The sequence below is a fragment of the Curtobacterium sp. AC273 genome, assembly GCF_979253735.1.
Window position 1 is genome coordinate 79696 of record NZ_CEEDDU010000003.1, and the last position, 24859, is coordinate 104554.

At 67.3% G+C, this 24859-nt stretch carries 23 protein-coding genes; 9 read left to right on the forward strand and 14 right to left on the reverse strand.

Translation table 11 applies throughout. The annotated features are described in order from the left end of the window. Positions 1 to 27: 27 nt before the first annotated feature. From ACZ8AI_RS05050 to ACZ8AI_RS05060, 3 genes are all read left to right on the forward strand, one after another. A complete protein-coding gene (locus tag ACZ8AI_RS05050) occupies positions 28 to 585 on the forward strand; it encodes a hypothetical protein (RefSeq protein WP_464856997.1) in 558 nt (185 codons plus the stop codon). A gap of 147 nt (positions 586 to 732) precedes the next feature. After that, a complete protein-coding gene (locus tag ACZ8AI_RS05055) occupies positions 733 to 888 on the forward strand; it encodes a hypothetical protein (RefSeq protein WP_175477535.1) in 156 nt (51 codons plus the stop codon). A 110-nt stretch (positions 889 to 998) separates the two neighbouring features. Beyond that, the gene (locus ACZ8AI_RS05060) at positions 999 to 2087 is read left to right on the forward strand and encodes a glycosyltransferase (RefSeq protein ID WP_464856999.1); all 1089 of its coding nucleotides are present in this window, start codon (positions 999 to 1001) and stop codon (positions 2085 to 2087) included. 5 nt (positions 2088 to 2092) lie between these two features. Here the strand turns inward: ACZ8AI_RS05060 and ACZ8AI_RS05065 are convergent, their stop codons facing one another. Beyond that, a complete protein-coding gene (locus ACZ8AI_RS05065) occupies positions 2093 to 3082 on the reverse strand; it encodes a chondroitinase-B domain-containing protein (protein ID WP_464857001.1) in 990 nt (329 codons plus the stop codon). Between the two features lie 316 nt (positions 3083 to 3398). Between ACZ8AI_RS05065 and ACZ8AI_RS05070 the strand changes: the two genes are divergently transcribed. After that, positions 3399 to 5462: an acyltransferase family protein gene (locus ACZ8AI_RS05070; RefSeq protein WP_464857003.1), complete on the forward strand. Its 2064-nt coding sequence runs from the start codon at positions 3399 to 3401 to the stop codon at positions 5460 to 5462. A gap of 27 nt (positions 5463 to 5489) precedes the next feature. Here the strand turns inward: ACZ8AI_RS05070 and ACZ8AI_RS05075 are convergent, their stop codons facing one another. From ACZ8AI_RS05075 to ACZ8AI_RS05105, 7 genes are all read right to left on the reverse strand, one after another. Further along, positions 5490 to 6662 (reverse strand): hypothetical protein, encoded by a 1173-nt coding sequence (locus tag ACZ8AI_RS05075; RefSeq protein ID WP_464857005.1) that lies wholly within the window; start codon positions 6660 to 6662, stop codon positions 5490 to 5492. Between the two features lie 4 nt (positions 6663 to 6666). Beyond that, positions 6667 to 7221, reverse strand: coding sequence for a glycosyltransferase family 2 protein (locus ACZ8AI_RS05080; protein WP_464857007.1), 555 nt, complete (start codon positions 7219 to 7221; stop codon positions 6667 to 6669). A 1-nt stretch (position 7222) separates the two neighbouring features. Continuing rightward, the gene (locus ACZ8AI_RS05085; RefSeq protein WP_464857009.1) at positions 7223 to 8752 is read right to left on the reverse strand and encodes a glycosyltransferase family 2 protein; all 1530 of its coding nucleotides are present in this window, start codon (positions 8750 to 8752) and stop codon (positions 7223 to 7225) included. Then, positions 8749 to 9900, reverse strand: a complete 1152-nt coding sequence (locus ACZ8AI_RS05090) for a CDP-glycerol glycerophosphotransferase family protein (protein WP_464857011.1) — start codon at positions 9898 to 9900, stop codon at positions 8749 to 8751. Before ACZ8AI_RS05090 ends, ACZ8AI_RS05085 begins: the two co-directional genes overlap by 4 nt. Before the next feature lie 47 nt (positions 9901 to 9947). Continuing rightward, positions 9948 to 11519, reverse strand: coding sequence for a glycosyltransferase family 2 protein (locus ACZ8AI_RS05095; RefSeq protein WP_464857013.1), 1572 nt, complete (start codon positions 11517 to 11519; stop codon positions 9948 to 9950). A 65-nt stretch (positions 11520 to 11584) separates the two neighbouring features. Beyond that, positions 11585 to 12265, reverse strand: coding sequence for an ABC transporter ATP-binding protein (locus tag ACZ8AI_RS05100; RefSeq protein ID WP_464857015.1), 681 nt, complete (start codon positions 12263 to 12265; stop codon positions 11585 to 11587). A 44-nt stretch (positions 12266 to 12309) separates the two neighbouring features. Further along, positions 12310 to 13131, reverse strand: coding sequence for an ABC transporter permease (locus tag ACZ8AI_RS05105; protein ID WP_071292832.1), 822 nt, complete (start codon positions 13129 to 13131; stop codon positions 12310 to 12312). Positions 13132 to 13299: 168 nt separating this feature from the next. Between ACZ8AI_RS05105 and ACZ8AI_RS05110 the strand changes: the two genes are divergently transcribed. The 5 genes from ACZ8AI_RS05110 (at position 13300) to ACZ8AI_RS05130 (ending at position 17329) form a co-directional block, all read left to right on the forward strand. Beyond that, positions 13300 to 14850, forward strand: coding sequence for a glycosyltransferase family 4 protein (locus ACZ8AI_RS05110; RefSeq protein WP_464857017.1), 1551 nt, complete (start codon positions 13300 to 13302; stop codon positions 14848 to 14850). Beyond that, entirely contained in the window at positions 14747 to 16120 is a 1374-nt protein-coding gene (locus ACZ8AI_RS05115) for a glycosyltransferase family 2 protein (RefSeq protein ID WP_464857202.1), read from the forward strand. Before ACZ8AI_RS05110 ends, ACZ8AI_RS05115 begins: the two co-directional genes overlap by 104 nt. A 140-nt stretch (positions 16121 to 16260) precedes the next feature. Further along, the gene (locus tag ACZ8AI_RS05120; protein ID WP_464857019.1) at positions 16261 to 16749 is read left to right on the forward strand and encodes an LbetaH domain-containing protein; all 489 of its coding nucleotides are present in this window, start codon (positions 16261 to 16263) and stop codon (positions 16747 to 16749) included. A gap of 130 nt (positions 16750 to 16879) precedes the next feature. Beyond that, positions 16880 to 17002 carry a hypothetical protein gene (locus ACZ8AI_RS05125; RefSeq protein ID WP_464857022.1) on the forward strand — a complete coding sequence of 41 codons (123 nt, stop codon included), beginning with the start codon at positions 16880 to 16882 and terminating at the stop codon, positions 17000 to 17002. A 54-nt stretch (positions 17003 to 17056) separates the two neighbouring features. Next, positions 17057 to 17329 carry a hypothetical protein gene (locus ACZ8AI_RS05130; RefSeq protein WP_464857024.1) on the forward strand — a complete coding sequence of 91 codons (273 nt, stop codon included), beginning with the start codon at positions 17057 to 17059 and terminating at the stop codon, positions 17327 to 17329. A 71-nt stretch (positions 17330 to 17400) separates the two neighbouring features. On the opposite strand, the gene ACZ8AI_RS05135 is transcribed toward ACZ8AI_RS05130, so the two are convergent. The 6 genes from ACZ8AI_RS05135 to ACZ8AI_RS05160 form a co-directional block, all read right to left on the reverse strand. After that, positions 17401 to 18192, reverse strand: a complete 792-nt coding sequence (locus ACZ8AI_RS05135) for a hypothetical protein (protein WP_464857026.1) — start codon at positions 18190 to 18192, stop codon at positions 17401 to 17403. Continuing rightward, positions 18189 to 18539, reverse strand: coding sequence for a DUF2200 domain-containing protein (locus ACZ8AI_RS05140; protein WP_464857028.1), 351 nt, complete (start codon positions 18537 to 18539; stop codon positions 18189 to 18191). The genes ACZ8AI_RS05135 and ACZ8AI_RS05140 overlap by 4 nt, the downstream gene beginning before the upstream one ends. Before the next feature lie 10 nt (positions 18540 to 18549). Then, positions 18550 to 22032, reverse strand: coding sequence for a DNA polymerase III subunit alpha (gene dnaE, locus ACZ8AI_RS05145; RefSeq protein ID WP_464857204.1), 3483 nt, complete (start codon positions 22030 to 22032; stop codon positions 18550 to 18552). Between the two features lie 444 nt (positions 22033 to 22476). Beyond that, positions 22477 to 23382, reverse strand: a complete 906-nt coding sequence (locus tag ACZ8AI_RS05150) for an RluA family pseudouridine synthase (RefSeq protein ID WP_464857030.1) — start codon at positions 23380 to 23382, stop codon at positions 22477 to 22479. Positions 23383 to 23396: 14 nt separating this feature from the next. After that, a complete protein-coding gene (locus tag ACZ8AI_RS05155; RefSeq protein ID WP_464857032.1) occupies positions 23397 to 23780 on the reverse strand; it encodes a signal peptidase II in 384 nt (127 codons plus the stop codon). Beyond that, positions 23707 to 24651, reverse strand: a complete 945-nt coding sequence (locus ACZ8AI_RS05160; RefSeq protein WP_464857034.1) for a signal peptidase II — start codon at positions 24649 to 24651, stop codon at positions 23707 to 23709. Before ACZ8AI_RS05160 ends, ACZ8AI_RS05155 begins: the two co-directional genes overlap by 74 nt. Between the last annotated feature and the right edge of the window lie 208 nt (positions 24652 to 24859).

The window sequence follows — 24859 nt, forward strand, 5'->3', positions numbered from 1 at the left end:
TCGCCGGCAGGGTCGACCTTCGTCGTCGTGCCGACCTCCGTCGTCGTGCACCACGAGAGCCGGACGCCCGGTCGGGACGACGCCCGGGTCGACAACCGCCGGATCTTCGACGAGCGCTGGCGCGGGCGCTACCCCGCAGCCGACGCGCTCGACCAGTACGACGCCGCCGGCCTGCGGTACCTCGGCGTCGAGCCGGGACTGCCGAAGGGGCACGCCGTGATGGTGCGGTCGTCGCGACCGATCGTCGTCCGCGAGGAAGGGGCCGTCGGGTTCCGGGTCGCCGTCAAGCACGACGGATCGCGGGTCGAGGACGTGACGGCGGTCGTCGCGGCGCTCGAGGGCGCCGGGCACGTCGTGCAGGTCGACGTGCCGACGTCCTGGTACCGGCAGTCGAGCGGGCTCGACGAGGTGACCGTGCTGGTCGTCGGCGCGGGGTCTCCCCCGGCCGGGGGTTCGTCCTTCGTGCCGCAGCCGGGGGCGCGGAACATCGTGTGGCTGGCCGAGGGGCAGTCGGTGGCCGACGGGGACTTCGCGGTGGTCGTGGCGGCGGAGGACGGGGCCGAGGGGGTCGTGCGGGCGCTGTGACGGCCGCTGACCGTCGTTGGGCACCCGCCTGACGTCCGAACCCGGACCCGAGCGTCTGTCGTCTCTGAGGCCGATTCTTCGGGCACGTTCACCGTCTTCCGGGGCAAGCGCGGCTCGCTGTTAACCTTCGCGGCGCAGGATCTCCGTATGTCGCTCCTCTCTGATGCAATGCGGTCGACCTTCACGACCAAGTGCGCAGTGTGCGGCGCAGTCATCCGGAAGCGCGATGCGCTCGACCACGAGGGCCTGGCGTTCTGCTCGGTCCTGCACGAGGCCGAGTTCATCGTGACCACGCTCGACTGACGTCGCACCGTTCTCCAGTGTGGTCGCTCCTCGGGCCGACTGGACCAATTCGCCTACGATGTGCACATGCTTGCTCGTCACCAACCGTCCGAACCCGATCGAGCACCCCGATGAAGTCGATCGCGCGGGTCGGACTCTTTCCGGTGTACCGCGACAACCCGTACCTCAACATGCTTTACCTGGCAGCTCGCGCCCGAGGCTACGACCCGCGGGAGACGTCGACGCTCGAAGGTGCCGAGAGCATCCTCCGGAACCTGCATGCCGGAGACATCTTCCACATGCAGTGGACTGCTCCGGTCGTGCAGCGTGCCGAGTCCGAAGAGGAAGCAGCGCTCCGCCGACGGCGCTTCGAAAGTGCCCTCGACGCGGCCCATGAACGCGACGTCACCATCGTCTGGACGATCCACAATGTGCTTCCCCATGATGCGCGGTGGCACGAGCAGGAGCTGCTCCTGTGCAAGTTCCTCGCCGAGTCAGCGCACTGGGTGCACGTGATGTCACCCGCCACCGCACGGCTCACGGACTCGCTGTACCGATTGCCCACGGAAAAGCTCGTGCCTGTCCCGCATCCGAGCTACCGCGGAATGTACACAGCTCCGCCCTCACAGCAGACAGCACGGTCAGCGCTCGGCGTACCCCGCACTGGCCGAGCGGTCCTCTTCTTCGGGCAGATGCGGCCGTACAAGGGGCTCGGCACGCTGCTCCGCGCGGTCGCCGAAGTGAATCAGACCGCGGCTGAGCCGGTGCACCTCCTGCTCGCTGGACGTACGTCCGATGATGATCGCGCGCAGCTCGAGTCCCTGATGCCGTCGAACACCGCGATCATCCGGCAGCACAACTACATCTCCGACGAGGACGTCCCGTCCTGGTTCGCAGCCGCAGACCTTGCGGTCTTCCCCTACGAACAGATCCTGAATTCGGGGAGCATCAACCTCGCAGCGACTTTCGGCGTGCCGGTGATCGTTCCGGGCGAACCGCACCTCCGCGAGGAGTTCACGTCGGAGGCGTGGGTGAACTTCTACGAACCCGGCGACAGTCGTTCCCTCGCTGACACGATCAGCACCCAGGACAGCAGCGTCAGTCTTCGGGATGCAGCCCTCGACTACGCCCGACGCCGCGATCCGTTTGCCGTCTCGAACCGATGGGCGGACGACCTCGACGCAATGCGCGTCGGCGGCCGACCCGTCGGTGGAACGTGATCGCGTCAGCCCGCGAACTGCCCGTACTTCGCAGCGATCGTCGCTGAGGATGCCCGCGCGGTGCAACCGGACACCGAACCGACGTAGGAGAACTTCGTCGAGACGTCGTTCCGCTTGTTGAAGATCGGCGCTTTCTGGCCGTAGTCCTCGTTGATCGATTTCGCGTACCCGCTCAGCAGCGAATCCTTCACCGCGTTCTTCGTCGGTGCCGCGAGCTGGTAAGTCTTCACCGCTCCGTCGTACTTCTGCGAACCTTGCGGCACCGCGATGATGTTGCGCTCGACTGAGATGTTCTGAGCGGCCAATCCGATCGTCACCCCGGACGCCGCAGCGAGCAGCGTGTTGTTCCGGATGACCACGTTGCGCGGACTCGCCGACGCGGCAGCTGAGCTTGGCCCCGCCGCCTTGATGTTGGCGCCCCGAGGTGCGCCGGCGATCAGGTTCCGTTCTATGACGCCTCCGGTGGAGTAGATAGACGACATGAGGTAGATGTTGTGGTCGGTGCCATGAGCATCCGCGCCCCGGTTGTCGTGGATGCAGTTCGACGCGATGGTGTAGTTGTTTGGCGCAGCCGCTTTCAGCTGCTGTGCGGTCGACGCAGAACCAGCCGCGTTCACGAGGAGGTTCGCAACACCGCGCGAGCCCGAGATCTCGTTGCGTTCGAAGCGCCAGCCGGTCCCACCCGACATCAGGACGACCGACTGGCCAGACTTCTGGATTGACGCGTTGTACGCAAAGTGCAGTCCACGGATCGTCCAGTAGTTCGCGGACTTCATGATCAACGTGCCTGCCACCACGACCCGTGCCCCAGGCATGGCTTGGAGGACGATCGGCTTCGCCGCGGTTGCCGATCGGGCTGCCCAGCCGATCGCCTCGTTGTACGTCCCAGCACCCACCGCGATGACATCACCAGGGCGAGCGACGCGGACCGCCGTCTGGATCGTCCGCAGCGGCGCGGAAGCCGTCGGTGCCGGGCACGGCTCGGGGTACTTCACCGGGTCGGTGAGGCAGTACATCCGGTTCCACTTCTGGTACGTGTCCGAACCGTCGCCGGCGACGAAGATCGTCCGCCCACCCGCAACTGGCTTCGCGAGGGTCGTCGTTCCGAGGAACGCGGCCGGAGGGCTCGGCCGCGGTGGCCGGCGCCGCGACTCCGGTCAGATTCGCGACCAGGCAGGCCGCGGCCATGATCATCGGGAGAAGGAAACGTCGGACGCGCACCGGCTCACCGTAACGAAACCGCTCAACCCTGCGCAGTCCCCACTACGGAGGACGGCGCTGCACGATCCCGAGGATTGGTAGTGTCCTTGGGTGCAGAACACCCGAGGAGTCCGATCAGAGATACAGGCCCTCCGGGCAGTTGCCGTCCTATCGGTCGTCCTCTACCACCTTTGGCCGAACCGCCTTCCCGGGGGCTTCGTGGGAGTCGACGTTTTCTTCGCGATCTCGGGATTCCTCATCACGGATCACCTGATGCGGGAAGCGCGGCGGTCCGGCCGGATCGACGTCCCCAGCTTCTGGGCGCGCCGGGTGCGACGGCTGCTCCCGGCCTCGCTGCTCGTCCTCCTCGTCACCAGTGCGGCGGTCCTCCTTGTAGTACCCCGCGCGCTCTGGGGACAGTTCTTCACGGCGGTCTTGGGAGCGGTGGTCTACGCGGAGAACTGGGTTCTCGCCGCGCAGTCAGTGGACTACCTCGCCGCGGAGAACGTGGCCACTCCCGTCCAGCACTTCTGGTCACTCGGCGTCGAAGAACAGTTCTACCTGGTCTGGCCAGTCCTCATCGCGGGCGTCATGCTCTTCGTAGGACGCAGCAACGACCGGATCCGAACGAAGCGGTACGTGCTCGGGACCCTCTCCGTGGTGTTCCTCGGTTCGCTCGTGGCATCTGTGGTCCTGACGGTGACCGCGCCCTCACTGGCGTACTTCGCGACCTACGTCCGAGCGTGGGAGTTCGCAGCAGGCGCACTCGTAGCGATCGCCGCTCCAAACGTCCTCAACTGGACGTCTCGGAACCGGGCGATCACCGCGTGGATCGGCTGGGCGCTGATCGGTTCAGCCCTGCTCACCTACACCGGCACCACACCGTTCCCCAGCGCGACGGCTCTGCTCCCGGTCGCGGGAGCGCTCATGGTGATCGTCGCAGGCACGCAGCCGGAAGACTGGTCGCCCACGCCGCTGGTCACGTTCCGTCCGGTGCAGTTGGTGGGGAACTGGTCCTACTCGATGTACCTCTGGCACTGGCCGATGATCGTCATCGCCCCATACGCCGTCGGCCATCCGCTGGGGCTACGCACCAAGATAGCGATCTTGGTCGTCTCGACCGTCGCGGCCGCCCTCACCAAGCGTTGGGTGGAGGACGCGTTCAGGACCCGCCCCTGGTCCGCGCCAGCGGGCGCGACGAACGAACGGAGGAAGCGCCGCGTACGCGTGAGGCGAGTGTTCGTCAGTGGTCTGGCCGGCATGCTCGTCGTTGCAGCGCTCCCGGCAGCTGGCCTCCTGTACGTCGCCAGCCTGACTGATGACAGCGCAGCTGCGGTTCAAGCAGCGAGGAGTGATCGGTGCTTCGGAGCGGGAGCAATGACGAGCAGCGAATGCCGGGGTTCGACCACGACGACGCTCCTCCCGGATCCGGCGGCGGTCTTCGACGACACCGACGAAGCGTTCAAGTGCTACCGCGTGCAGGGCGCCAGCGAACTCCACCGGTGCTCGTTCGGCTCCGATCAACCGGACGCCCTCCGAGTCGCCCTCACCGGCGACTCGCACGCCGCGATGCTCGTTCCGGGTTTCCGCGATCTCGTCCAGAAGGAGAACTGGCGCCTGGATGTGTACGTGGGATGGGGTGGCTACTGGCGGGAGCCGCAGAGCGCCGAAGGAGCAGACCGCGCCTACCTGACGAAGCTCGACACAGCGCTGCTCAACGGGAAGTACGACGTGATCCTGACGACTGCGCATCGACAGATCCCGGCCGCGAAGAACGCCTCGCAGGTACAGGCAGCAATGGAACGCGTTTGGGACCGAGCGAGAGCGAGCGGCACCGAGGTGATCGCGATCCGCGATAACCCGCAAATCACCGCTGCGACGTTGAGCTGTGTCACCGGGCAAGACAGCGACGTGACCGACCCGACAAAGTGCGAGGTGCCCATCCGCACCGGACTCGGCGGTGCCGACAACGTTGCCGAGGCAGCAAAGTCAGACGATGTTCCGGTGATCGACACGGCACAGTACTTCTGTAGCGCGACGGAGTGCCCCGCCGTGATCGGCGGGGTGATTGTCTACCGCGACGAGCACCACATCACCGCGACATACAGTAAGACCCTCGCGCCGATCCTCATCAAGGAGATCGAGCGGACGTTCCGAGCGACGAGAGCGGGCTGAGCAAGCTCGATCTGCCGGGCGCAGGAACTACCGGCGACGAGCGTCCATCGTGCTTCGGGTCCGGTTCACCAGCGTACTGAGGATCCGTTTTGTCAATGGACCACGGCGCTCGACGATCAAACGCCAGGATCTCCTCCGATCGCTCAACGCCTGAAGCGCGTAGGTCGAGTCCTGCGTCAGGATCGGCATCCGAGCAGTTGCGACGGGTACCTCGACGACGATCTGATCATCAACTCGGACTTTTGCACGCAATTCGTGTCGACCGCAGGAGAGTCTGTTCGCGGGAACACTTGTCTCGAACCGCGTCGGAGAGGTGAGGCGGTGGGTCAGCGCGGTCTCAGCTCCGTCGTTCTGGTCCAGCGCCGTGAATTGCACCGCCGCCGAAGCGACCGCCGACGGCATGCTCCCCGCTACGACGAGTGTGCGGCGTCGGGGGTGGATCTCATCGACGATGAGTGGGGAATGTGACTGCACCTCGGACACTCGGCGGATCGCGGCCACGTCGGAGCGGAGGACTGCTTGGGCCATCGCCCGGATGACTGAGGACTCGATCACCGCTCGCCGCAGCAAGCGCTCAATGACACCATCCCTACCGGTGATGTGGGACGCTTCCCTCAGCTCGTCATCCGAGGCGCTCCGTGCGTGATCGACCAGTTGGGTCAGGAACCCGTCCTGCACGAACTTCGCTAGGTCCAGGTCGGTCGTCGTCGCCCCCAACGCCGAGGTGACCTCCGTCCAGGTACTCAACCCTTCCGGACCGCCCACCCCGTGGACCCCCGTCACTTCGTTGAACCGGAATGCCAGCTCGGACTTTCCCGTCTCGAGCAGGAGGAACAACGCACGCCGGTGAGCAGCTGCGTTGTTCAAGGACGTCCGCGGCACCGCTGCCATGAGTTCCTCGAGCGCGAGCTCGACCCCCGACGGCATCTGTCCCGGTCCCGGCAGCTGGCTAAGGTAGCGGCTGACGTGCACCCAGGTGTCGGAGTCGAACACGAGCGCTGAGTAGACCTCTTCGAGCGCCGGCGCCTCCGCGGCAGCCACCAGCCGGGCGCAGGCTGCCTCCTGCTCGAAGTAGCTCTGCGCAGATCGGTCCGCACCCGCCGAGTAACTCATCGACGTATGGCCGGGGCGATCGCGGTACAGGTAAACCACGTCCTCGACGACGTCGATCGCGTCTGCGGAGAGCAACGCCCGAGTCATCGGCTCAATGTCGTTGGACCTCGGGACCTCCGGGGAACTCGAGCCCGTGTGCGACCCAGAACGCAGTGCGGAAGACACGGTTCCAGCAAGCACGGCCGCGGATCAGACTCGGGACATCCGTGAGAGGTACCCCGCGTCGAGCTCGCTGGTAGTCCGGCCAGCGAGCAGTAGGACGCCACGTGCGGGATGCGCTGAACTTCAGGTAGTCGCCGACGGCCATGTCGGAACCGGACGAGGCGAGCGAGTCGACCATCGCTGCGTAGGCGCCCCGCGGAACCAGATCATCGCCGTCAGCGAAGGCGAGGTACGTTCCGCGCGCAGAGCGGACGCCCTGGTTCCTCGCGTGCGCCCCTCCCGAGTCCTCGGCTTCCTGGACGACGAGTCGCGGTTCGGTCGCAGCGCGTTCGCAGAGGAGCTCCCAGGTTCCGTCCGTTGAGTCGTCGTCGACGACGACGACCTCGAGGTCGACGTCCTGAGAGAACAGTGAATCGAGCATCTGGTCGATCCAGGGCAGGACGTTATGGGTCGGTACCACGACACTCAACAGCGGCGACGTCATGTCAGCTCCCCCGATGCTCGATCAACCGAGGGCGGACGGACATCACCGGTCGGCCTGCCTGAAGCAGGGAGACCCGGAGAAGATCCGTCCGGTCGGCGCGGACGATTCGAACCGGCAATGAATGCCAGGTGCGAACACCAGCGAGTTCCGGAGCGGCCGAGAGGCGGAACGGGTCCGGTACGTCGGAGAGAACGACGGGTGCCAGCCAGACCAGGCCGAACCATCGACGAATGCTGATCGTCGCCCGGACACCCCGCAACTGACGCATCACCGCGACAGCCTCCGTTGTTCCCCTCTCGAGTGCTGCAAGGACCTGTTCCTCATGCTCGTTGCAGGTACCGACCTCTTCAGCCCGGAGGAAGGCCAGTGTCGATGTCGGAGGCTCGCTCACGTCGCCGGATTCAACATCGCGAAGGAGCGGGAAGAACATGGTTTCCCGCCAGAACGCGACAGTTCGCTCCTGCCGATCGCCGTCGAGCACCCGCCCGACAGCATCCGACTCGTTCCACTCGTCCCAGCCTGGGCGAGTACAAGTGCCCGTCGCCATGCTCAACAGCGCCTCGACGGACTTGCTCTCCCCTGCGCACAAGAGTTCGTACGACCAGGAACGCAGTACCCCGAGCGTGTCTGTGACCGTGGCGGGCGCTCGCATGAGCGCGGCCTGAACGACCGACGCGAGGATCGCCTTCGTGTCTTGGTCGAGTTCGGACAGCCGCCTGACGCGTGTCCAGACCTCTCTCCTCAGCAAGCGTTCCGAGAAGGCATGGACGACCGCGCTCGATCCAGTGGCCGCGTAGAGGCCGGACGCGAGGTCGAGCTGTCGTCCCCAGTCGCGCACCGCGGTCCGCTCCATGATCCCAGCCGTCACGGACCCCTTGTGTCGACGGTGTCTGTACACGACTTCCGGGACGACAGAGACCGACGCCGAGGCCACAGCGGTCGCCCAGAACCCGAGATCCTCGGACGTCGTCCCTTCCGGGAATCGCACGCGGCCGGCATCGAGGAAACTCCGCCGGAAGACCTTGTTCCAGGGAGTGTGATCGCCGACCAACGCCGGCTCCACGGCGAGCGTGAGGTTCGTCCGCTCCGACGAATGAAGGTCACCGTCCGTCGTCCAGTACCTGAGCTCGGTGCCGTCTTCGCGGAACTGGTCGGCCGCACCCGAAGCGATGTCGTCGCCGCTGCTCCGAAGGACGTCCAGCAAGCGTCGGTAGGCGCCCGCAGGGACGATGTCGTCGGCGTCTGCGAAGGCGACGTACGTCCCCGTGCACGCGTCAAGCCCGATGTTGCGTGCGCGTCCGGCGCCGCCGGACTCAGCGAGCTCGATGACGTCGATTCCGTCGTGAGTTCTCCATTGTTCCGTCACTGCGAGAACGTCGCTCAGCACACCGTCGACCACGATGACGATCTCGGCGTCGACTGCCTGTCCCAGGAGTGACGCCAAGAGTTCGTCGAGGTGGTCCGCCCGATGGACTGGCACGACGACGGAGAGCTCTCGCGCGCGCCGCTGCTTGTCGACGGGTCCGCTCACAACGAAGCACCCTCCAACATCTCGCGCGCTGCCTCGTAATCGAGGTCGATCGCAGCGATGTGACGGTACACGCGCTCGCTGCTCCGTGCATCCCGGTCACCGAAGGTGCCCTGGACCCTGCGGAGGTACTCGTCGGACATGCGGAACGCGTTTTCCCGGACACGGTTGATCGCAGCCTCGGCGTCGGCGAGTGTCTCGGCAACCTCGCCGAACCCGTCGCGGCCATAGTCGAAGTAGCCGGGTCGGTAGGTGTGTCCGCTCGCGAACACCGACGCCCGGTCGAATTGGAAGTAGACGATCGGCTTCTTGATCAACGCAGCGTCGAACGTGATCGACGAGTAGTCGGTGACGACGAGTCGGGCCCGCGCCATGTACTCCTGGTTGTCGATCTCCGAGTACCGCCGGAAAAGCATGCCGTCTGGGATCATCGAAGCGTCGATGAACTGCTCGAGCATTGGGTGCGGGACGAAGACCACGTCGAGTGACGGGTCAGCCACCATACCCGCGACGGTGTCGCTCTCGAGCAGTCCCATCCACGACCGCATGTACTCGGTCTCTTCGATCATCTTCTGATGCTTGGAGGTGTCGGGCTCGTTCGTCAGCGCGGTCCGGAGCTCTCCTCGCCACGTCGGCATGATCATGACGACGGGTCGGTGATCAACTGGCAGGGCTGCGACCTTCCGCAGGAGGCCGTCATGTCGGGGCGCGCCGGTCAGTTTCACCTCGTGGGACGAGAACGAGTAGGGCCCGTCTCCAGCTACCGCCTCGTACTCCGATCGCGTCGAGGTGACGAAGATGTCGAACTCCTTGTAGTTCAGCCATCGACTGATGTCACTGTTCATCGTCCCGTGCTGCAAGAACGTGAACCGCCAGTTCTCCGGACCTGCCACCTTCGTGTCGACCGGATGCATGATCGAGTGGTCCGCTTGCGAGGAGATGTAGTGCCTGGCTCGGCGCATGACCTCCACGAACAGCGGAGTCGTGGGGTCGACAAGTTGGAATCCCTCCGCCTGGAGCTTTGACCACTCCGCCGCGCCCTCCTCGAGCACGAACCATGCGTCGATCTCCGGCCGCTCCTCCAGGAGAAATCGGTAGAGGTGCTCGGCGTTGTCCCCGGCTTGGTCGAATCGATTCACGAGCACCCACACAGGGCGCGACCAGTCGCGCGGAGTCCCACCAACAGGAGGGGTCGCGGTTACTGCGGTCGCCGCTGCCTTCGGCGTGGTGATGTACCGGTTGCGGATCCAGGTGGGGAGACGTCGGGCGCCCTCCGCGCCGTCGCGCAGGATCTGCAGTTGCGAGCGAGCAACCGCTCGCTCGGCGGAAACCAAATCCCGGACCGCGCGTCGTGCGCCTCGCTGGACGACTCGCCGTGGAGCCGGGACCTGCTCCTTGCGCTTCTCGTGCCAGGCGGCCCGCTTCTCGGTGCGCCAGGCGAAGTAGTGCTCGATCTCGCCGACCGAGAGCGGCCCTCGAGGAACGTGTCCCATCCAAGGGTCGGCGTCGTGATCGCACCGTCCAGTCGCACGCGGACGTCGCCGTCGTCAATGCGCAACCACACGACGCGGTGCGAGAAGACGTGGCGGTTGAAGTAGGTGAACTCCTGCACCTTCTGGTGGATGGGCGAAACCGGGGTATCGCCCGTGTAGAACTCCTCGACGGGCTGTTGCCCGAAGAACGCGTAGCGCACCTCGACCATGTTCTTCTCACGATCGAAGCGGGAGACGTGGATGCTCTCCCAACCTGCTGTTGCGAGCCCCAGACAGGCGATGATCGCGCGCCGCTGGAACGGGCGGAGATGGAACGTCCGGAAGCGGTACACGTTGTCGACGTCGATGAACCGACCGACTTCGAGGAGCAGTGTGTTGAATTCCTCCAGCACACCATCGTCCATTGCGGACGACTCCGAGTAGATCGTCTGGTTCTCCTTGACGATCCAAGCCAAGTCGTAGATGACCGTGTACTGGATCCAGCTCGGGACGAGCCCGAGTTCGTCCTTCGCCCGACGGAGAAGGTCCAACCACCCGAAACGCGGGACGGCCGTGTACTTTCGCGGGTCCCGGTAGGCGCCCTGAAGCGTCGAGCTGTTGTCCGCTCGGACCCGGTAGTAGTACTCCGCGCCGGCGGCCAAGCCGAACTTGTCGTACCGATTCGTCAGCATCAGCTGTCCGATGAAGTGCACGTCCTCGAAGACCGGACGGACCCGCTCGTCGAACCGAAGCTGCGAAGCCTCTATGGCCGACCGACGGACGACGGCGCTCGACAGATGGAGTTGGAGCACGTCAGGTGAGCGGACGAGGGAGGTGACCCGGTCGCCGTTCTGGAACTTCTTGCTCATCGGGTGACGGTCGACGATCTCGTCCGCGGCTTCATCGTGGACGAGCAAACGCGTGGCAACCATCCCGATGTCCTCGAGGTCGATCGACTGCATGAACCTGTCGATCTGCTCGAAGTAGTCTTCGGCCAGGTGGTCATCGGGGTCGACGAACGAAACCCACTCCCCGGCGGCGTGGTCCAGCCCGAGGTTCCTCGCGGATGCCTGGCCGCCGTTCTCCTTCTCGAGGACGACCACGTCGCAACGGCTGTTCTCCGCCCACTGACGAACCAGCGACAATGACGCGTCCGTTGACCCGTCGTCGACCAAGACCACCTGGATCTGCTGAGGCGACAGTGTTTGATTCTCGATCGACTGGAGGAACTGCGGGAGGTACTCGGCCACGTTGTAGATCGCCGAGACGATGGAGAATAGGGGCACGATCGCGGGCATCACTTTCCGGGAGGGGGAAGGGGCGGAACTCGGTGCTCGGGTCTCAGTCGATCCGAGCGGTGGGCTCAGACGGTCTCGTTGTACGCCTTGACGACGTCGTCCGTCTTGCCGATCATCTTCAATTCGCCCTCGTTGAGCCATGCGACGTCATCGCACATGTCCTTGACGGTGCTCATCGAGTGGGAGACGAGGATGACCGTGCGGCCCTCCTCCTTCATCTCCTTGAACTTCGTCCGGCAGCGCTTCTGGAACGTGGCGTCACCGACCGCCAGGACCTCGTCGACGACGAGGACATCAGGGGTGACGGCGACCGCGACCGAGAAGCCGAGGCGCACGTACATGCCCGACGAGTAGTTCTTCACGGGCTGGTCGATGAAGTGGCCGACGCCGGAGAACGACACGATCTCGTCGAACTTCCGGGTGACCTCCTTGCGGCTCATCCCGAGGATCGAGCCGTTCAGGAAGACGTTCTCGCGGCCGGAGAGCTCGGGGTGGAACCCGGACCCGACCTCGAGCAGCGAGGCCTGCTTGCCGCGGGCGGTGATCGATCCCTCTTCCGGCCAGAGAATCTTGGCGAGGCACTTCAGCAGCGTCGACTTGCCCGATCCGTTCTTGCCGATCAGGCCGAACGTGGTGCCCTGCGGCACCTCGAACGAGACGTCCTTGAGCGCCCAGAAGTCCTCGTGCACGGACTTCTTCCCGCGCATGACCATGCTCTTCAGCGAGTCGTTCCGCTCCTTGTACATGCGGAAACGCTTCGAGACGTGTTCGACGGTAACGGCGGCTTCGGTCACAGCAGTTCGGCCAGCTTCTTCTCGTTGCGGGAGAACACGAAGTAGCCGAGTGCGAGCGAAGCGAATCCAGCGATGGCGCACGCGACCAGGTCGGTCCAGTTCGGGAGGCGGTTGTCGTACATGAGGTTGCGGAAGACCTCGGAGAACCGCTCGATGGGGTTGAGCTTGTAGACGTGGATGATCCACGGGTGCCCGGACTTGTTCGCGGCGTTCTCCACGAGCGAGAGCGGGTAGATGATCGGCGACAGGTACATCCACATCTGCAGGGCGATGCCCACCAGGTGCTGCATGTCGCGGAAGTGCACGTTGATGATCGACAACATCAGCCCGAGGCCGGCGGCGAACATCGCGAGGAACACCATCGTGAGCGCGATGAGGGGCAGGTAGATCCAGAAGTTCGAGCCGGCGATGGCCAGGACGATGAGCAGCACGCCCATCTCGACCAGCCAGGTGAAACCGAACGAGCCGACCGCGGCGAGCGGCAGCGTCATGCGCGGGAAGTAGACCTTCTTGATCAGCGACCCGTTGGCGACGATCGAGGTCATGCCTGAGTTGATGACGTTCCGCGCGAAGATCCACGGCAGCAGTCCGCACATCAGCCACAGCGGGTAGATGTGGAGCCCACTGGGGTCGCCGACCTCGAGCCGTGCCCGGAAGATGAACGAGTACACGATCGTGTAGATCAGCATCGTCGCGAGCGGGTTGATGAGGGACCACAGCTGGCCGAAGACCGTGCGGCGGTACTTGCCCTTGACCTCTCGCGCTGTGAGGTTCGCCAGCAGCTCGCGCGAGGACATGAGCTCGTTCAGGTACGTCATGCTTCGAGTGCTGGCTCCTCCGGGGCGCAACGCGGCGCTCCTCACAGGGATTCGGGGACGAGACATTCTCGCACACCCGTTGCAGAACGCACGTCCGGCGCGGTGACACGGACCGGAAACGGGTGACGAGATGAAGAAGACTCGGCCAAACCTTTGTAGAGTTGCACGGTGCTCGTCAGTTTCGCCAACCACTCCACCGCACCGGTGAACCTCGGTGGGGCTGAGCGGTCTCTCCTGCGCTTCGTGGAGGACTGGCAGGCACAGGACCCGACGATGACCCCGACCTTCATCACGAAGGCGCCGCGGGGCAAGTTCATCGAAGCCCTCGACGAGCGCGGCTGGTCCTACGATGCCCTGCGCTTCCGCGGGTGGGCACTCCCCAGTCCGCAGCCCGCACCGGCCGCCGAGCGGGCCGCCTTCGCCACGGTCGACTACGCCGCCGTGAACGCGATCATCCGCAGGTACGAGCGCGAACGCCCGGACCTCGTCGTGACGAACACGCTCGTCGCCCCGTGGGCCTCGTTCGCCGCTGCCGTCCTCGGCATCCCACAGGCGTGGTTCGTCCGCGAGTACGGCGACCTCGACCACGGCCTGCAGTTCCAGACCGGCCGAGCCGGCGTCCTCGGCGACATCGGCCTCATGTCCGGTGCGGTCATCACGAACTCCGAGGCGATGCGCGCGCACCTGGCGCAGTACATGCCCGCGGACAAGCTCTCCGTCGCCTACCCGACCGTCGACACGGACCGGCTCCTGGCGACGAAGGACGACACACCTTCCGTCACCCCCTTCCCGCAGCCCGAGCCGGGTCTCCGGATCACGGTCCTCGGCCGGGTCGAGGAGTCCAAGGGCCAGCACCGCGTCGTCGACGCCCTCGGTGCCCTGCGTGAGCGCGGCGTCACCGCGAGCGTCTGCTTCGTCGGCAGCTGGAAGCACCCGGGCGAGGACCAGCGGCTGACCGACCGCGCCCGTGCGCTCGGCGTCGCCGACCACATCGTCTTCGCGGGCGAACAGCACGTGCCCGCGCCGTTCGTCCAGGCAGCGGACGTCTGCGTCACCCCCTCGACGATCGAGGCGTTCGGCCGGACGACCGCCGAGTACATGGCACTCGGCAAGGCCGTGGTCGCCACCCGCCAGGGCGGCAGCGCGGAACTCGTCGAGCCCGGTGTCACCGGCACCCTGGTGGACGCGGACGACACCGCGGCCCTCGCCGATGCCCTCGCCGCGTACGCGGCCGACCCGGACACGGCCAGGAGGCACGGCGCGGCTGCTCCGGAACGGCTCGCCGCCGTCACGGGTGCCGGCCACGACAACGCGGCAGCCATCGCACGGCTGGTCGCGCTGGTGGGCACGGAGGGCTACCGCCTCCCCAGGCAGCGCGGTACTGGTTCGAGCTCCCCGGCGCCTACGCCTCGCTCGGCGCGACGAGCGCACGCGCTGCCGTCGGACTCCTCGCGAACCGCGTCCGCTCGCGGTCCGGCGCCGTCGGCCGTCTGCTGGCCCGCCCCGGAGTCGTGGTCCGGAAGCTGGCTCGCCGGTGACCCGCGACCGTCGTGCGGTCACGATCGTCGTCCCGATCTACGACGACCTCCCGGGACTCGAGCGCTGCATCGAGGCGCTGCTCGAGACGGTCGACTTCTCCGTCGACCGGGTCCTGCTCGCCAACGACGTCGGCCCGCGCGTCGACGCCATCGAGGCACGCGTGCTCGAGCTCGTCGGTGACCACGAGGGCTTCGAGTACACCCGCAACCCGAAGAACCTCGGCTTCGTCGGCAACTGCAACCGCGCCGTCCTCGAACTCGACCGGACCGGCAACGACGTCCTGCTGCTCAACAGCGACACGGTGCCCATGTCCGGCTTCCTCGACGAGATGACCGCCGTCCTGGCCTCGGACGATGCGATCGGCGTGGTCTGCGCACGCAGCGACAACGCGACGATCGCGTCCTTCCCCTACGCACGCCGGAACCCGCGCGCGACCCTCGCGCCGCGCCGCACCCGTGAGCTCCACGGTCGGACGAAGTACCTGCTCCCCCGCCACACCGTCTCGCCCGTGGCGATGGGCTTCTGCTTCCTGATCCGCCGCGAGATGGTCGACCGCTTCGGCCTGTTCGACGAGGTCTTCTCCCCCGGCTACGGCGAGGAGAACGACTTCTGCCTCCGGATCAACGAAGAGGGCTTCACGTCGGTCCTGGCGAACCGCGCACTGGTCCTGCACACCGGGTCCACGAGCTTCAGCGGTGACCGGGGCCCGTCGCTCCGCCTGGAGCACGAGCGCATCCTGCTCGAGCGCTACCCGTTCTACGGCGGAGCGATCGCTCTCTTCCTCGCCCGGTACCGCGACGCGGTCGACGTCTTCGCCGATGCTTTCCTGCCCGACGACGACGTCGTGCGTGTGGCGCTGCACCTGCCGGCCGACCTGACGAACGAGGTCGTCGCCCGCGTCCTCAGCACCCTCGACGCCGCGCCCGACGACATGGTCGTGACGATCATCGTCGCGAAGTCGCAGATCCGGACGGCGCGACAGGCGTTCCCCGGCGCCGCGATCGCCGTGGGCGGCCGGCCGCGTCAGATCTTCGACGTGGCCGTGGCCCTCGGCGCCCTGACGACCTTCGCGCAGCTCTCGGCGCTCAACGCCAACGCCCCGCGCTGGATCCTCGTCGACCCGGTGTCGCACGACGTCCGCTGGTCGCAGGCGGTCGCCAACCACCGCGCCTCGGCGATCGACCGCATCCTGCGGCGCTTCGAGAACCAGAGCACCTCGTGGCACGACGGCGCCGACCTGGTCCGGCTCGTCCGCATGGCGGCGGACACCGACATCGATCCGTCGTCGCTCCGCGCCCGCTGGCACGCGGTCTCGGACATCGCCGAGGCGACCGGTCTCCTCGTGCACCGCGCGACCGTGTCGATGCGCCGCCTCACGGCGCTCACGTTCGGCGCACGGAACCCCCGGATCGTCGCCCGCATCCGCGCAATCACCAGCCGCGGGCTGTAGCGCCGAACCGGTAAGCTCAACGGCGCCGCAGCCAGCCATCGAATGGCGCAGCGATGCACTTCCCAGGAACGCAGCGCAGTCGCGGCGGTTCCTTGAACTGTCCCGCGGGGCTCGAACTGCGCTTTCCGTAGGATGGTCACATGGCGACACTGACGGCGCTCGAGCCCTACACCGACGAGCGCGGCAACCGCGTCGAATACGACGGGCCCCGGATCGAGAAGAACATCCGAATCGTCTTCACCGGTCGCGACAACGTGGTGCGCGTGAGTCGAGAAGCGCGAATCGGCCGCCTCGTTGCAGAATTCGATGGTGACAACGGCTTGGTGAGCCTCGGGTCGTCGTCGGGTACGCGAGGACGGATGCTCTTCTGGCTGAAGATAGGCGAGGACTGCTCCATCGAGGTCGGCGACAACGTGACGTGCACCAACCCGTGTGGGATGACCACCGCTGAGGGCACGAGCATCACCATAGGCGATGACTGCATGATCGCGACGGACAATGAGATCCGCGCTGATGACGGTCACCCCATCTTCGACGTTCGCACCGGAGCGCGCCAATCCGTCCAGGTCGATCCGTATCGGAAGACACGTGTGGATCGCGAAAGCTGCGATCGTGCTCGCGGGTGCTGACATCGGAGATGGATCCGTCATCGGGTTCCGGAGCATCGTGAAGGGCCGCATCCCCAACAATGTGATCGCGGTCGGAGTACCAGCACGCGTCGTACGACGTGACATCGCTTGGGAACGACCGCACCTCACCATGACTGAGCCTCGATACAAACGCGATGCTCATGACGTCGAGCACTCCGCGTACTGGAACACCACCGCCGAGGAAGGGCGTTCGACGGCCCGCAAGCTGCCGTGGTGGCGGCTGCGGCGATAGCACGCAATCGAACGGCCCCATGATCTCCGCGCATCGATCCGCCTCAGCCGCCACTTGTACCGCATCCTGCGGCGCTTCGAGAACCAGAGCACCTCGTGGCACGACGGCGCCGACCTGGTCCGGCTCGTCCGCATGGCGGCGGACACCGACATCGATCCGTCGTCGCTCCGCGCCCGCTGGCACGCCGTGTCAGACATCGCCGAGGCGACCGGTCTCCTCGTGCACCGCGCGACCGTGTCGATGCGCCGCCTCACGGCGCTCACGTTCGGCGCACGGAACCCTCGGATCGTCGCGCGCATCCGCGCGATCACCGGCCGCGGCGCCTGATGTGACCCGCTGACGGCCTGGAGGCACGTGGCGGCCCCGCCCCGCGCCTCCAGGCGGTCAGCCAGCCGGCTTCAGACCAGCGCGTCCACGACGGGACGGTGCCGCGCCGCCCCGTCCGCGTCCCACGCGCCCAGCAGGTGCAGCGTCGCGATGCGGAACGCGAGCGCACGGAGCAGCAGCTGCCGCCACTCGGCGACGCCGTCGCCGAGCGACCCGAGCCGCGAGGTCGGCACACCGTGCCAGCAGACCGCGTCCACCGCGGCGATCGCCGCGCCCGTCCCGGCCGGACGCCAGTACGGCGGCCAGTCGATGACGGCGGGCGGCTGCCCGTCGGCGAACAGGACGTTGCCGAGCAGGTCGCCGTGCACGAGCTGCGACGGCGCCCGCACGGGGCGGAACGCGGCGACGAGCCGGTCGAGCGTCGGGTCGCGCGGCATCGGCTGCTCGCCCCACGCCATCCGGTCGGCGCGGCTCCAGGCGTCGTCGGCGTCGTCGAGGAACGCCGGGCGGTCGAGATGTGCGACCGCACGGTGGAAGGCGGCGCCGGCCTGGATGACGTCCTCGACGCGGGTCTCGTCGGCGGCGGCGGGCAGCCACTCCCAGGCCTCCCACCGGTCGGCACGCCAGTGTCCGTCGGCGGTCGCGACCGGACGCGGGGTGCGGAACGCAGCGGTGCGCTCGAGTGTGGCGAGGACGCCGGAGCGCCAGTCGGTCTCCGCGGGGCCGTCGTGCGGGCGCAGGACGACGTCACCCGCGCGCCACGTCAGCCCGCGGCCACCGGCGAGCGGGACGGGCTCAGACTCCCCCACACCGAAGGCCCGGAGGACCCCGACGGACGGCGGCGCCGAGTCGACGTCGCTCACGCGGTGCGCAGGACCTTCGCCATCGGCCGCCCCTTCGCGACCTCGTCGACAAGCTTGTCGAGGTAGCGGATCTGCCGCATGAGCGGGTCCTCGAGCTCCTCGATCCGGACACCGCAGATCACGCCGGTGATCAGCGGGGCGTTCGGGTTGAGGTGCGCGGCGGCGAAGAAGTCCTCGAACGAGGTCTCGTCCGCCAGGTGCTGCGCGAGCGCACGGTCGTCGAAGCCGGTCAGCCACTCGATGACCGTGTCGAGCTCCGCCTTGGTGTGGCCCTTCCGCTCCACCTTCGCCAGGTAGTGCGGGTAGACCGCCGCGACGGGCGTCCCGAAGATCCGGTGACCGGCCATGCGTACCGTCCTACACCAGGCAGCGCGGGCCGAGCAGGCTCTTCAGCTCACCGAACAGGTCGGGGGTCAGGTTCACCGGGAACGGCAGCTCGAACGTGCGCGCGACGTCGTCCTTGAGCAGGCGGAGCCGCACCTCGGTCGCGCCGCTGTGCCGGCTGAGCACCGCCGCGAGCTCCGTGACGGTCGTCGTCGTCGCCTGCCGCTCGGGCACGCTCAGCGTGAGCGGGCCGGAACCCATCGCGTCGCCGACGTTCGGCTGGAACATGCTCACCGCGTGCAGCGCCTTGCCGTCGTCGCGGACGTTCACCCGGCCGCGGAGCACCACGATCGAGTCCGCCACCAGCGACGGACCGAACTCCTGGTACGTCTTGCCGAGGAACATGACGCCGATCTGGCCGCCGAAGTCCTCGATGTCGACGATGCCGTACGGGTTGCCGCTCGTCTTGGCCACGCGGTGCTGCACGCTCGTCAGCAGGCCGGCGACCGTGACGGTCTCGCCCTCGATCGAGTCGTCGGCGGTGAGCAGGTCGGCGATGGTGATCGACTGGTGCTTCGCGAGTTCGATCTCGAGCCCCGCCAGCGGGTGGTCGGAGACGTAGAGCCCCAGCATGTCGCGCTCGAACGCGAGCTTGTCGCGCTTCGACCACTCCGGTCGGTCGGGCACCTGGGACACGGCGGCCGCTGCGGGCTGTTCCTCGGCGACCTCGGCGAAGAGCGAGTCGAAGTCGAACCCGACGTTGCCGTTGGCCTCGTCGCGCTTCACCTTCACCGCGCCCTCGACCGCGCCCTCGTGGATCTCCACGAGCGCCCGGCGGGAGTCGCCGAACTCGTCGAACGCGCCGGCCTTGATGAGCGACTCGACCGTCCGCTTGTTCGCCGACGAGATCGGGATCTTCCGCAGGAAGTCGTGGAAGGACTCGAACGCACCCTTCTCGGTGCGGGCCTGCACGATGTCGTCGACGACGTTGAAGCCGACGTTGCGGATCGCGCCCATGCCGAAGCGGATGTCGTTGCCGACGGCGGCGAAGAAGCCGATCGACTCGTTGACGTCCGGCGGCATCACCTTGATGCCCATCCGGCGGCACTCGTTGAGGTACAGCGCGAGCTTGTCGCGGGCATCGCCGACGGACGTCAGCAGCGCGGCCATGTACTCGGCCGGGTAGTGCGCCTTGAGGTAGGCCGTCCAGAAGGACACCACGCCGTACGCGGCCGAGTGCGCCTTGTTGAACGCGTAGTCGGAGAACGGCAGCAGGATGTCCCAGAGCGTCTTGATCGCAGCGGCCGAGTAGCCGTTGTCCTGCATGCCCTTCTCGAAGCCGGCGTACTGCTTGTCCAGCTCCGACTTCTTCTTCTTTCCCATCGCGCGGCGGAGGATGTCCGCTTGGCCGAGGGAGAACCCGGCGACCTTCTGCGCGATGGCCATCACTTGCTCTTGGTAGATGATCAGGCCGTAGGTCGTGCCGATGATGTCCTTCAGGGGCTCTTCGAGCTCCGGGTGGATCGGCGTGATCGGCTGCTCGCCGTTCTTGCGGAGCGCGTAGTTCGTGTGCGAGTTCGCGCCCATGGGCCCCGGGCGGTACAGGGCGATGAGCGCGGAGATGTCCTCGAAGTTGTCCGGCTTCATCAGGCGGAGCAGGCCACGCATCGGGCCACCGTCGAGCTGGAACACGCCCAGGGTGTCGCCGCGCTGCAGGAGCGCGTACGCCTCGGGGTCCTCGAGCCCCATGGTCTCGAGGTCGAGGTCGATCCCCCGGTTCGTCTTGATGTTGTCGAGGGCGTCACTGATGATCGTGAGGTTCCGGAGCCCCAGGAAGTCCATCTTGATCAGGCCGAGCGACTCCGCTGCCGGGTAGTCGAACTGCGTGACGATCTGGCCGTCCTGCTCCCGCTTCATCACCGGGATGATGTCGATCAGCGGGTCGCTCGACATGATGACGCCGGCCGCGTGCACGCCCCACTGGCGCTTCAGCCCTTCGAGCCCGAGCGCCGTGTCGAAGACCGTCTTCGCCTCGGGGTCGGTCTCGACGACCGTGCGGACGTCGACGGCTTCCTTGAAGCGCGGGTGGTCCTTGTCGAAGATCCCGGTGAGCGGGATGTCCTTGCCCATCACGGGCGGCGGCATCGCCTTGGTGAGCTTCTCGCCCATGCCGAACGGGAAGCCGAGCACGCGGGACGAGTCCTTGAGCGCCTGCTTCGCCTTGATCGTGCCGTACGTGACGATCTGCGCCACGCGCTCGGACCCGTACTTCTCGGTGACGTACTTGATCGCCTCACCGCGGCGCCGGTCGTCGAAGTCGACGTCGAAGTCGGGCATGGAGACGCGGTCCGGGTTGAGGAACCGCTCGAAGATCAGGCCGTGCCGGATCGGGTCGAGGTCGGTGATGCGCATCGCGTACGCCACCATCGAACCGGCACCGGAACCACGACCCGGACCGACGCGGATGCCGTTGTTCTTCGACCAGTTGATGAAGTCGGCGACCACCAGGAAGTACCCCGGGAAGCCCATCTGGTTGATGATCCCGACCTCGTAGTCGGCGCGCTCCTGGACTTCCTGCGTGATGCCGCCCGGGTACCGGTACTCCAGCCCCTTCGCCACTTCCTTCTCGAACCAGGAGTGCTCCGTCTCGCCATCGGGCACGGGGAACTTCGGCATGTAGTTGGCCGCGGTGTCGAACTCGACGTTGCACCGCTCGGCGATGAGCAGCGTGTTGTCGCAGGCCTCGGGGTTGTCGCGGAAGACGTGCCGCATCTGCGCCGGCGTCTTGAGGTAGAACTCGTCGGCGTCGAACTTGAACCGGTTCGGGTCGTTGAGCGTCGAGCCGGACTGCACGCACAGCAGGGCCGCGTGCGACTTGGCGTCGTGCGCGTGCGTGTAGTGCAGGTCGTTCGTGCCGACCAGCGGGATGTCGAGGTCCTTCGCCAGGCGGATCAGGTCGGTCATGATCCGGCGCTCGATCTCGAGCCCGTGGTCCATGATCTCGGCGAAGTAGTTCTCCTTGCCGAAGATGTCGCGGTAGTCGGCTGCGGCCTTGACGGCTTCGTCGTACTGGCCGAGGCGCAGGCGCGTCTGGATCTCGCCCGAGGGGCACCCCGTCGTGGCGATGATGCCCTCGTGGTACTCCTGCAGGAGCTCGATGTCCATGCGGGGCTTGAAGTAGTAGCCCTCGAGCGACGCCTTCGACGACAGCCGGAACAGGTTGTGCATGCCGGTCGTGTTCTCGGCGAACATCGTCATGTGCGTGTACGAACCGGCACCGGACACGTCGTCCCCGCCGCCGTCGCCCCAGCGCACACGGGTCTTGTCGGAGCGGTGGGTGCGCGGCGTGATGTACGCCTCGGTCCCGATGATCGGCTTCACGCCACCGGCCTTCGCGGCCTTCCAGAACTCGAACGCGCCGAACATGTTGCCGTGGTCGGTCACCGCCACGGCGGGCATGCCCTGCGCGGCGGTCTCCGCCACGAGGTCACCGAGCCGGGCGGCACCGTCGAGCATCGAGTACTCGCTGTGCACGTGCAAGTGGACGAAGGAGTCGGAATCCGACACGGAACCTCCGGTTCGACGAAGCTGCTGCAGGGCGTCATCAGCCTAACCGCGACGGCGGACAACCTCGCGCGTGTCGAGCGCGAGGTCGTCCCCGGCGACGCGGCGCCCCGTCGAGGGAGCAGGAATCGTCGGGTGCTCGGACCCGACCCGACGATTTCTGCTCCCTCGACGGGGTGGGCGCGCCCGACGACGGCCCGGAGGCGCGTGGCGGGGCTGGCGTGCGCCTCCCGGCCCGCAGGTGGTCACGTCACGGGCGTGGCGAGGTCGCGCGACACGCCGCGTGACGGTCGTCGGGGTCGCACGGAGTGCCGCCTCGGCGGCACGCGGGCGGCACATCGTGCGACCTCAGCGCGCCCTCGCCAGCGCCGCGCCGGCGGCCGGCCCCGGCCCCGCCTACGCGGCGCGGATGCGGTCCAGCGCCAGCTGCAGGTCGTCCGGGTACGAGGCCTCGTACTGCACCCACTGCCCGGTGCGCGGGTGCTCGAACCCGAGCCGCACCGCGTCGAGCCACTGCCGCGTCAACCCGAGCTCCGCGGCGAGCACGGGGTCGGCCCCGTACATGGTGTCGCCGACGAGCGGGTGCCTGGTGGCGGCCATGTGCACGCGGATCTGGTGCGTGCGCCCGGTCTCGAGGTGGACCTCGAGCAGGGTCGCCGACTGGAACGCCTCGAGCGTCGCGTAGTGCGTGACGCTCGGCTTGCCGTCGGCGGTGACCGCGAACTTCCAGTCGCTCGACGGGTGCCGGCCGATGGGGGCGTCGACCGTGCCGGAGGTCGGGTCCGGGTGCCCCTGCGCGAGCGCGTGGTAGACCTTCTCGACCGTGCGCTCCTTGAAGGCGCGCTTGAGGTGCGTGTAGGCCAGCTCGGTCTTCGCGACGACCATCAGGCCCGAGGTGCCGACGTCGAGCCGGTGCACGATGCCCGCGCGCTCGGCGGCGCCGGAGGTCGCGATGGTGAACCCGGCCGCGGCCAGGCCCCCGGGCACCGTGGGGCCGTCCCAGCCGGGCGACGGGTGGGCCGCGACGCCGATCGGCTTGTCGACGACGACGATGTCCTCGTCGTCGTGCACGACCGTCATGCCGGGGACCTCGACGGGGATGATCCGCGGGGGCTCCTTCGGGGTCCACTCGACCTCGAGCCACGATTCGGCGTGCAGCCGGTCGGACTTGTCGACGACGACCCCGTCGACGCGCACGCCACCGGCGGCGACGACGTCGGCCGCGAAGGACCGGCTGAACCCGAGGAGCTTCGCGATGGCCGCGTCGACGCGCTCACCGGCGAGCCCGTCGGGGACGGGCAAGCGAACGGACTCGCTCACGTCGCGTCGTGTCCGAGCGCGTCGCGACCGCTGTCACGCGGCCCGCGCGGGTCGTCGGTGGCGGCGGGACTGGAGGCGCGGGTGGCGTCCGATGCGGACGCGTCGGCCCCGGCGCCGGCGGCGTCGGCAGCGCGCTGCTGCTTCGCGGTCAGGGCGCGGGAACCGTCGAGGTTCACCCCGAGGATCACGAGCAGCACGAAGATCACCATGCTGATGCAGATGAACGAGTCGGCGATGTTGTAGATCGCCGGCATCATCCAGGGCGTCGAGATGAAGTCCACGACGTGACCGCGGCCGAAGCCGGGCTCACGGAAGAGCCGGTCGAGCAGGTTGCCGAGTGCCCCGCCGAGCAGCATGCCGAGCACGAGTGCCCACCACATCGACCGGATCCGCCGGGCGAACACGATGATCGCGACGACGACGGCCGTCGAGACGATCGGAGAACACCCACGTCATGTTGACCGCGAACGAGAACGCGGCGCCGGGGTTCCGGACGTAGAAGAACTGCAGCGCCTCGCCCAGGACGGGCACGACGGTGCCGTACGGCAGCTTCGCGACGACGAGCGCCTTCACGCCCTGGTCGAGCGCCACCACGACGACAGCGGCGAAGGCCAGTGCCGCGATAGCGCGTGCACTGACCTTCGCTCGTGATGCTGGTCGCGACAACGTCAGTTGCCGAAGCCCTGCGCCGATGCCGGCGCGGGGGGTGAGACCGGACTGCTCGGGGCCCGAGCCGTCCAGCTCGTTGAGCTGCCCCTGGATGTAGCTCTTGAGCTGCGCACGGTAGTCGCGCTCGAAGGTGCGGAGCTCGTCGATCTTGCCCTCGAGCTGACGCTGCTCCTGCTCGAGCACCGCGACACGCTGACGGTTCGTGTTCTCGGTGTCGGCGATGATCTGGCGCTGCTTGGCCTCGGCCTCGGAGACGAGACGCGCGGCCTGGGCGGTGCCCTCGGCGATGAGCGCGTCGCGCTTCTCGACGCCTTCACGCACGTGCTCCTCGTGGAGACGGCGCGCGAGCGTCAGGAGGTTCGTGGTGCCCTCGGTGTCCTCGTCGGCGGGGACCGTCGTGGCCGGCGCGGCAGCGGCGACCGGAGCGGGCTCCGGGCGGCGGCCACGGGGGCGGGCTCCGGCTCGGGCTCGGGGGTCGGAGCGGGCTGCTCGGCCTGCGCCGACTGCGGAGCCGACTCGGCTGCCTTGCAGGCGCTGACGGAGCTCGTCGTTCTCGGCCGTCAGGCGGCGCAGCTCGACCACGACCTCGTCGAGGAAGTCGTCGACCTCGTCCTGGTCGTAGCCCTCGCGGAACTTCGTCGGCTGGAACCGCTTGTTGACTACGTCTTCTCCGGCGTCAAAGCCATTGCCGTCACCTCAATAGAACTGCTGAACGTGTGGAACCGCTACGGGTGCGACCGAATGTACCAGTCGCTCCCTGCGGTGCGGATGCTGCGCCGGAGCGAGCATC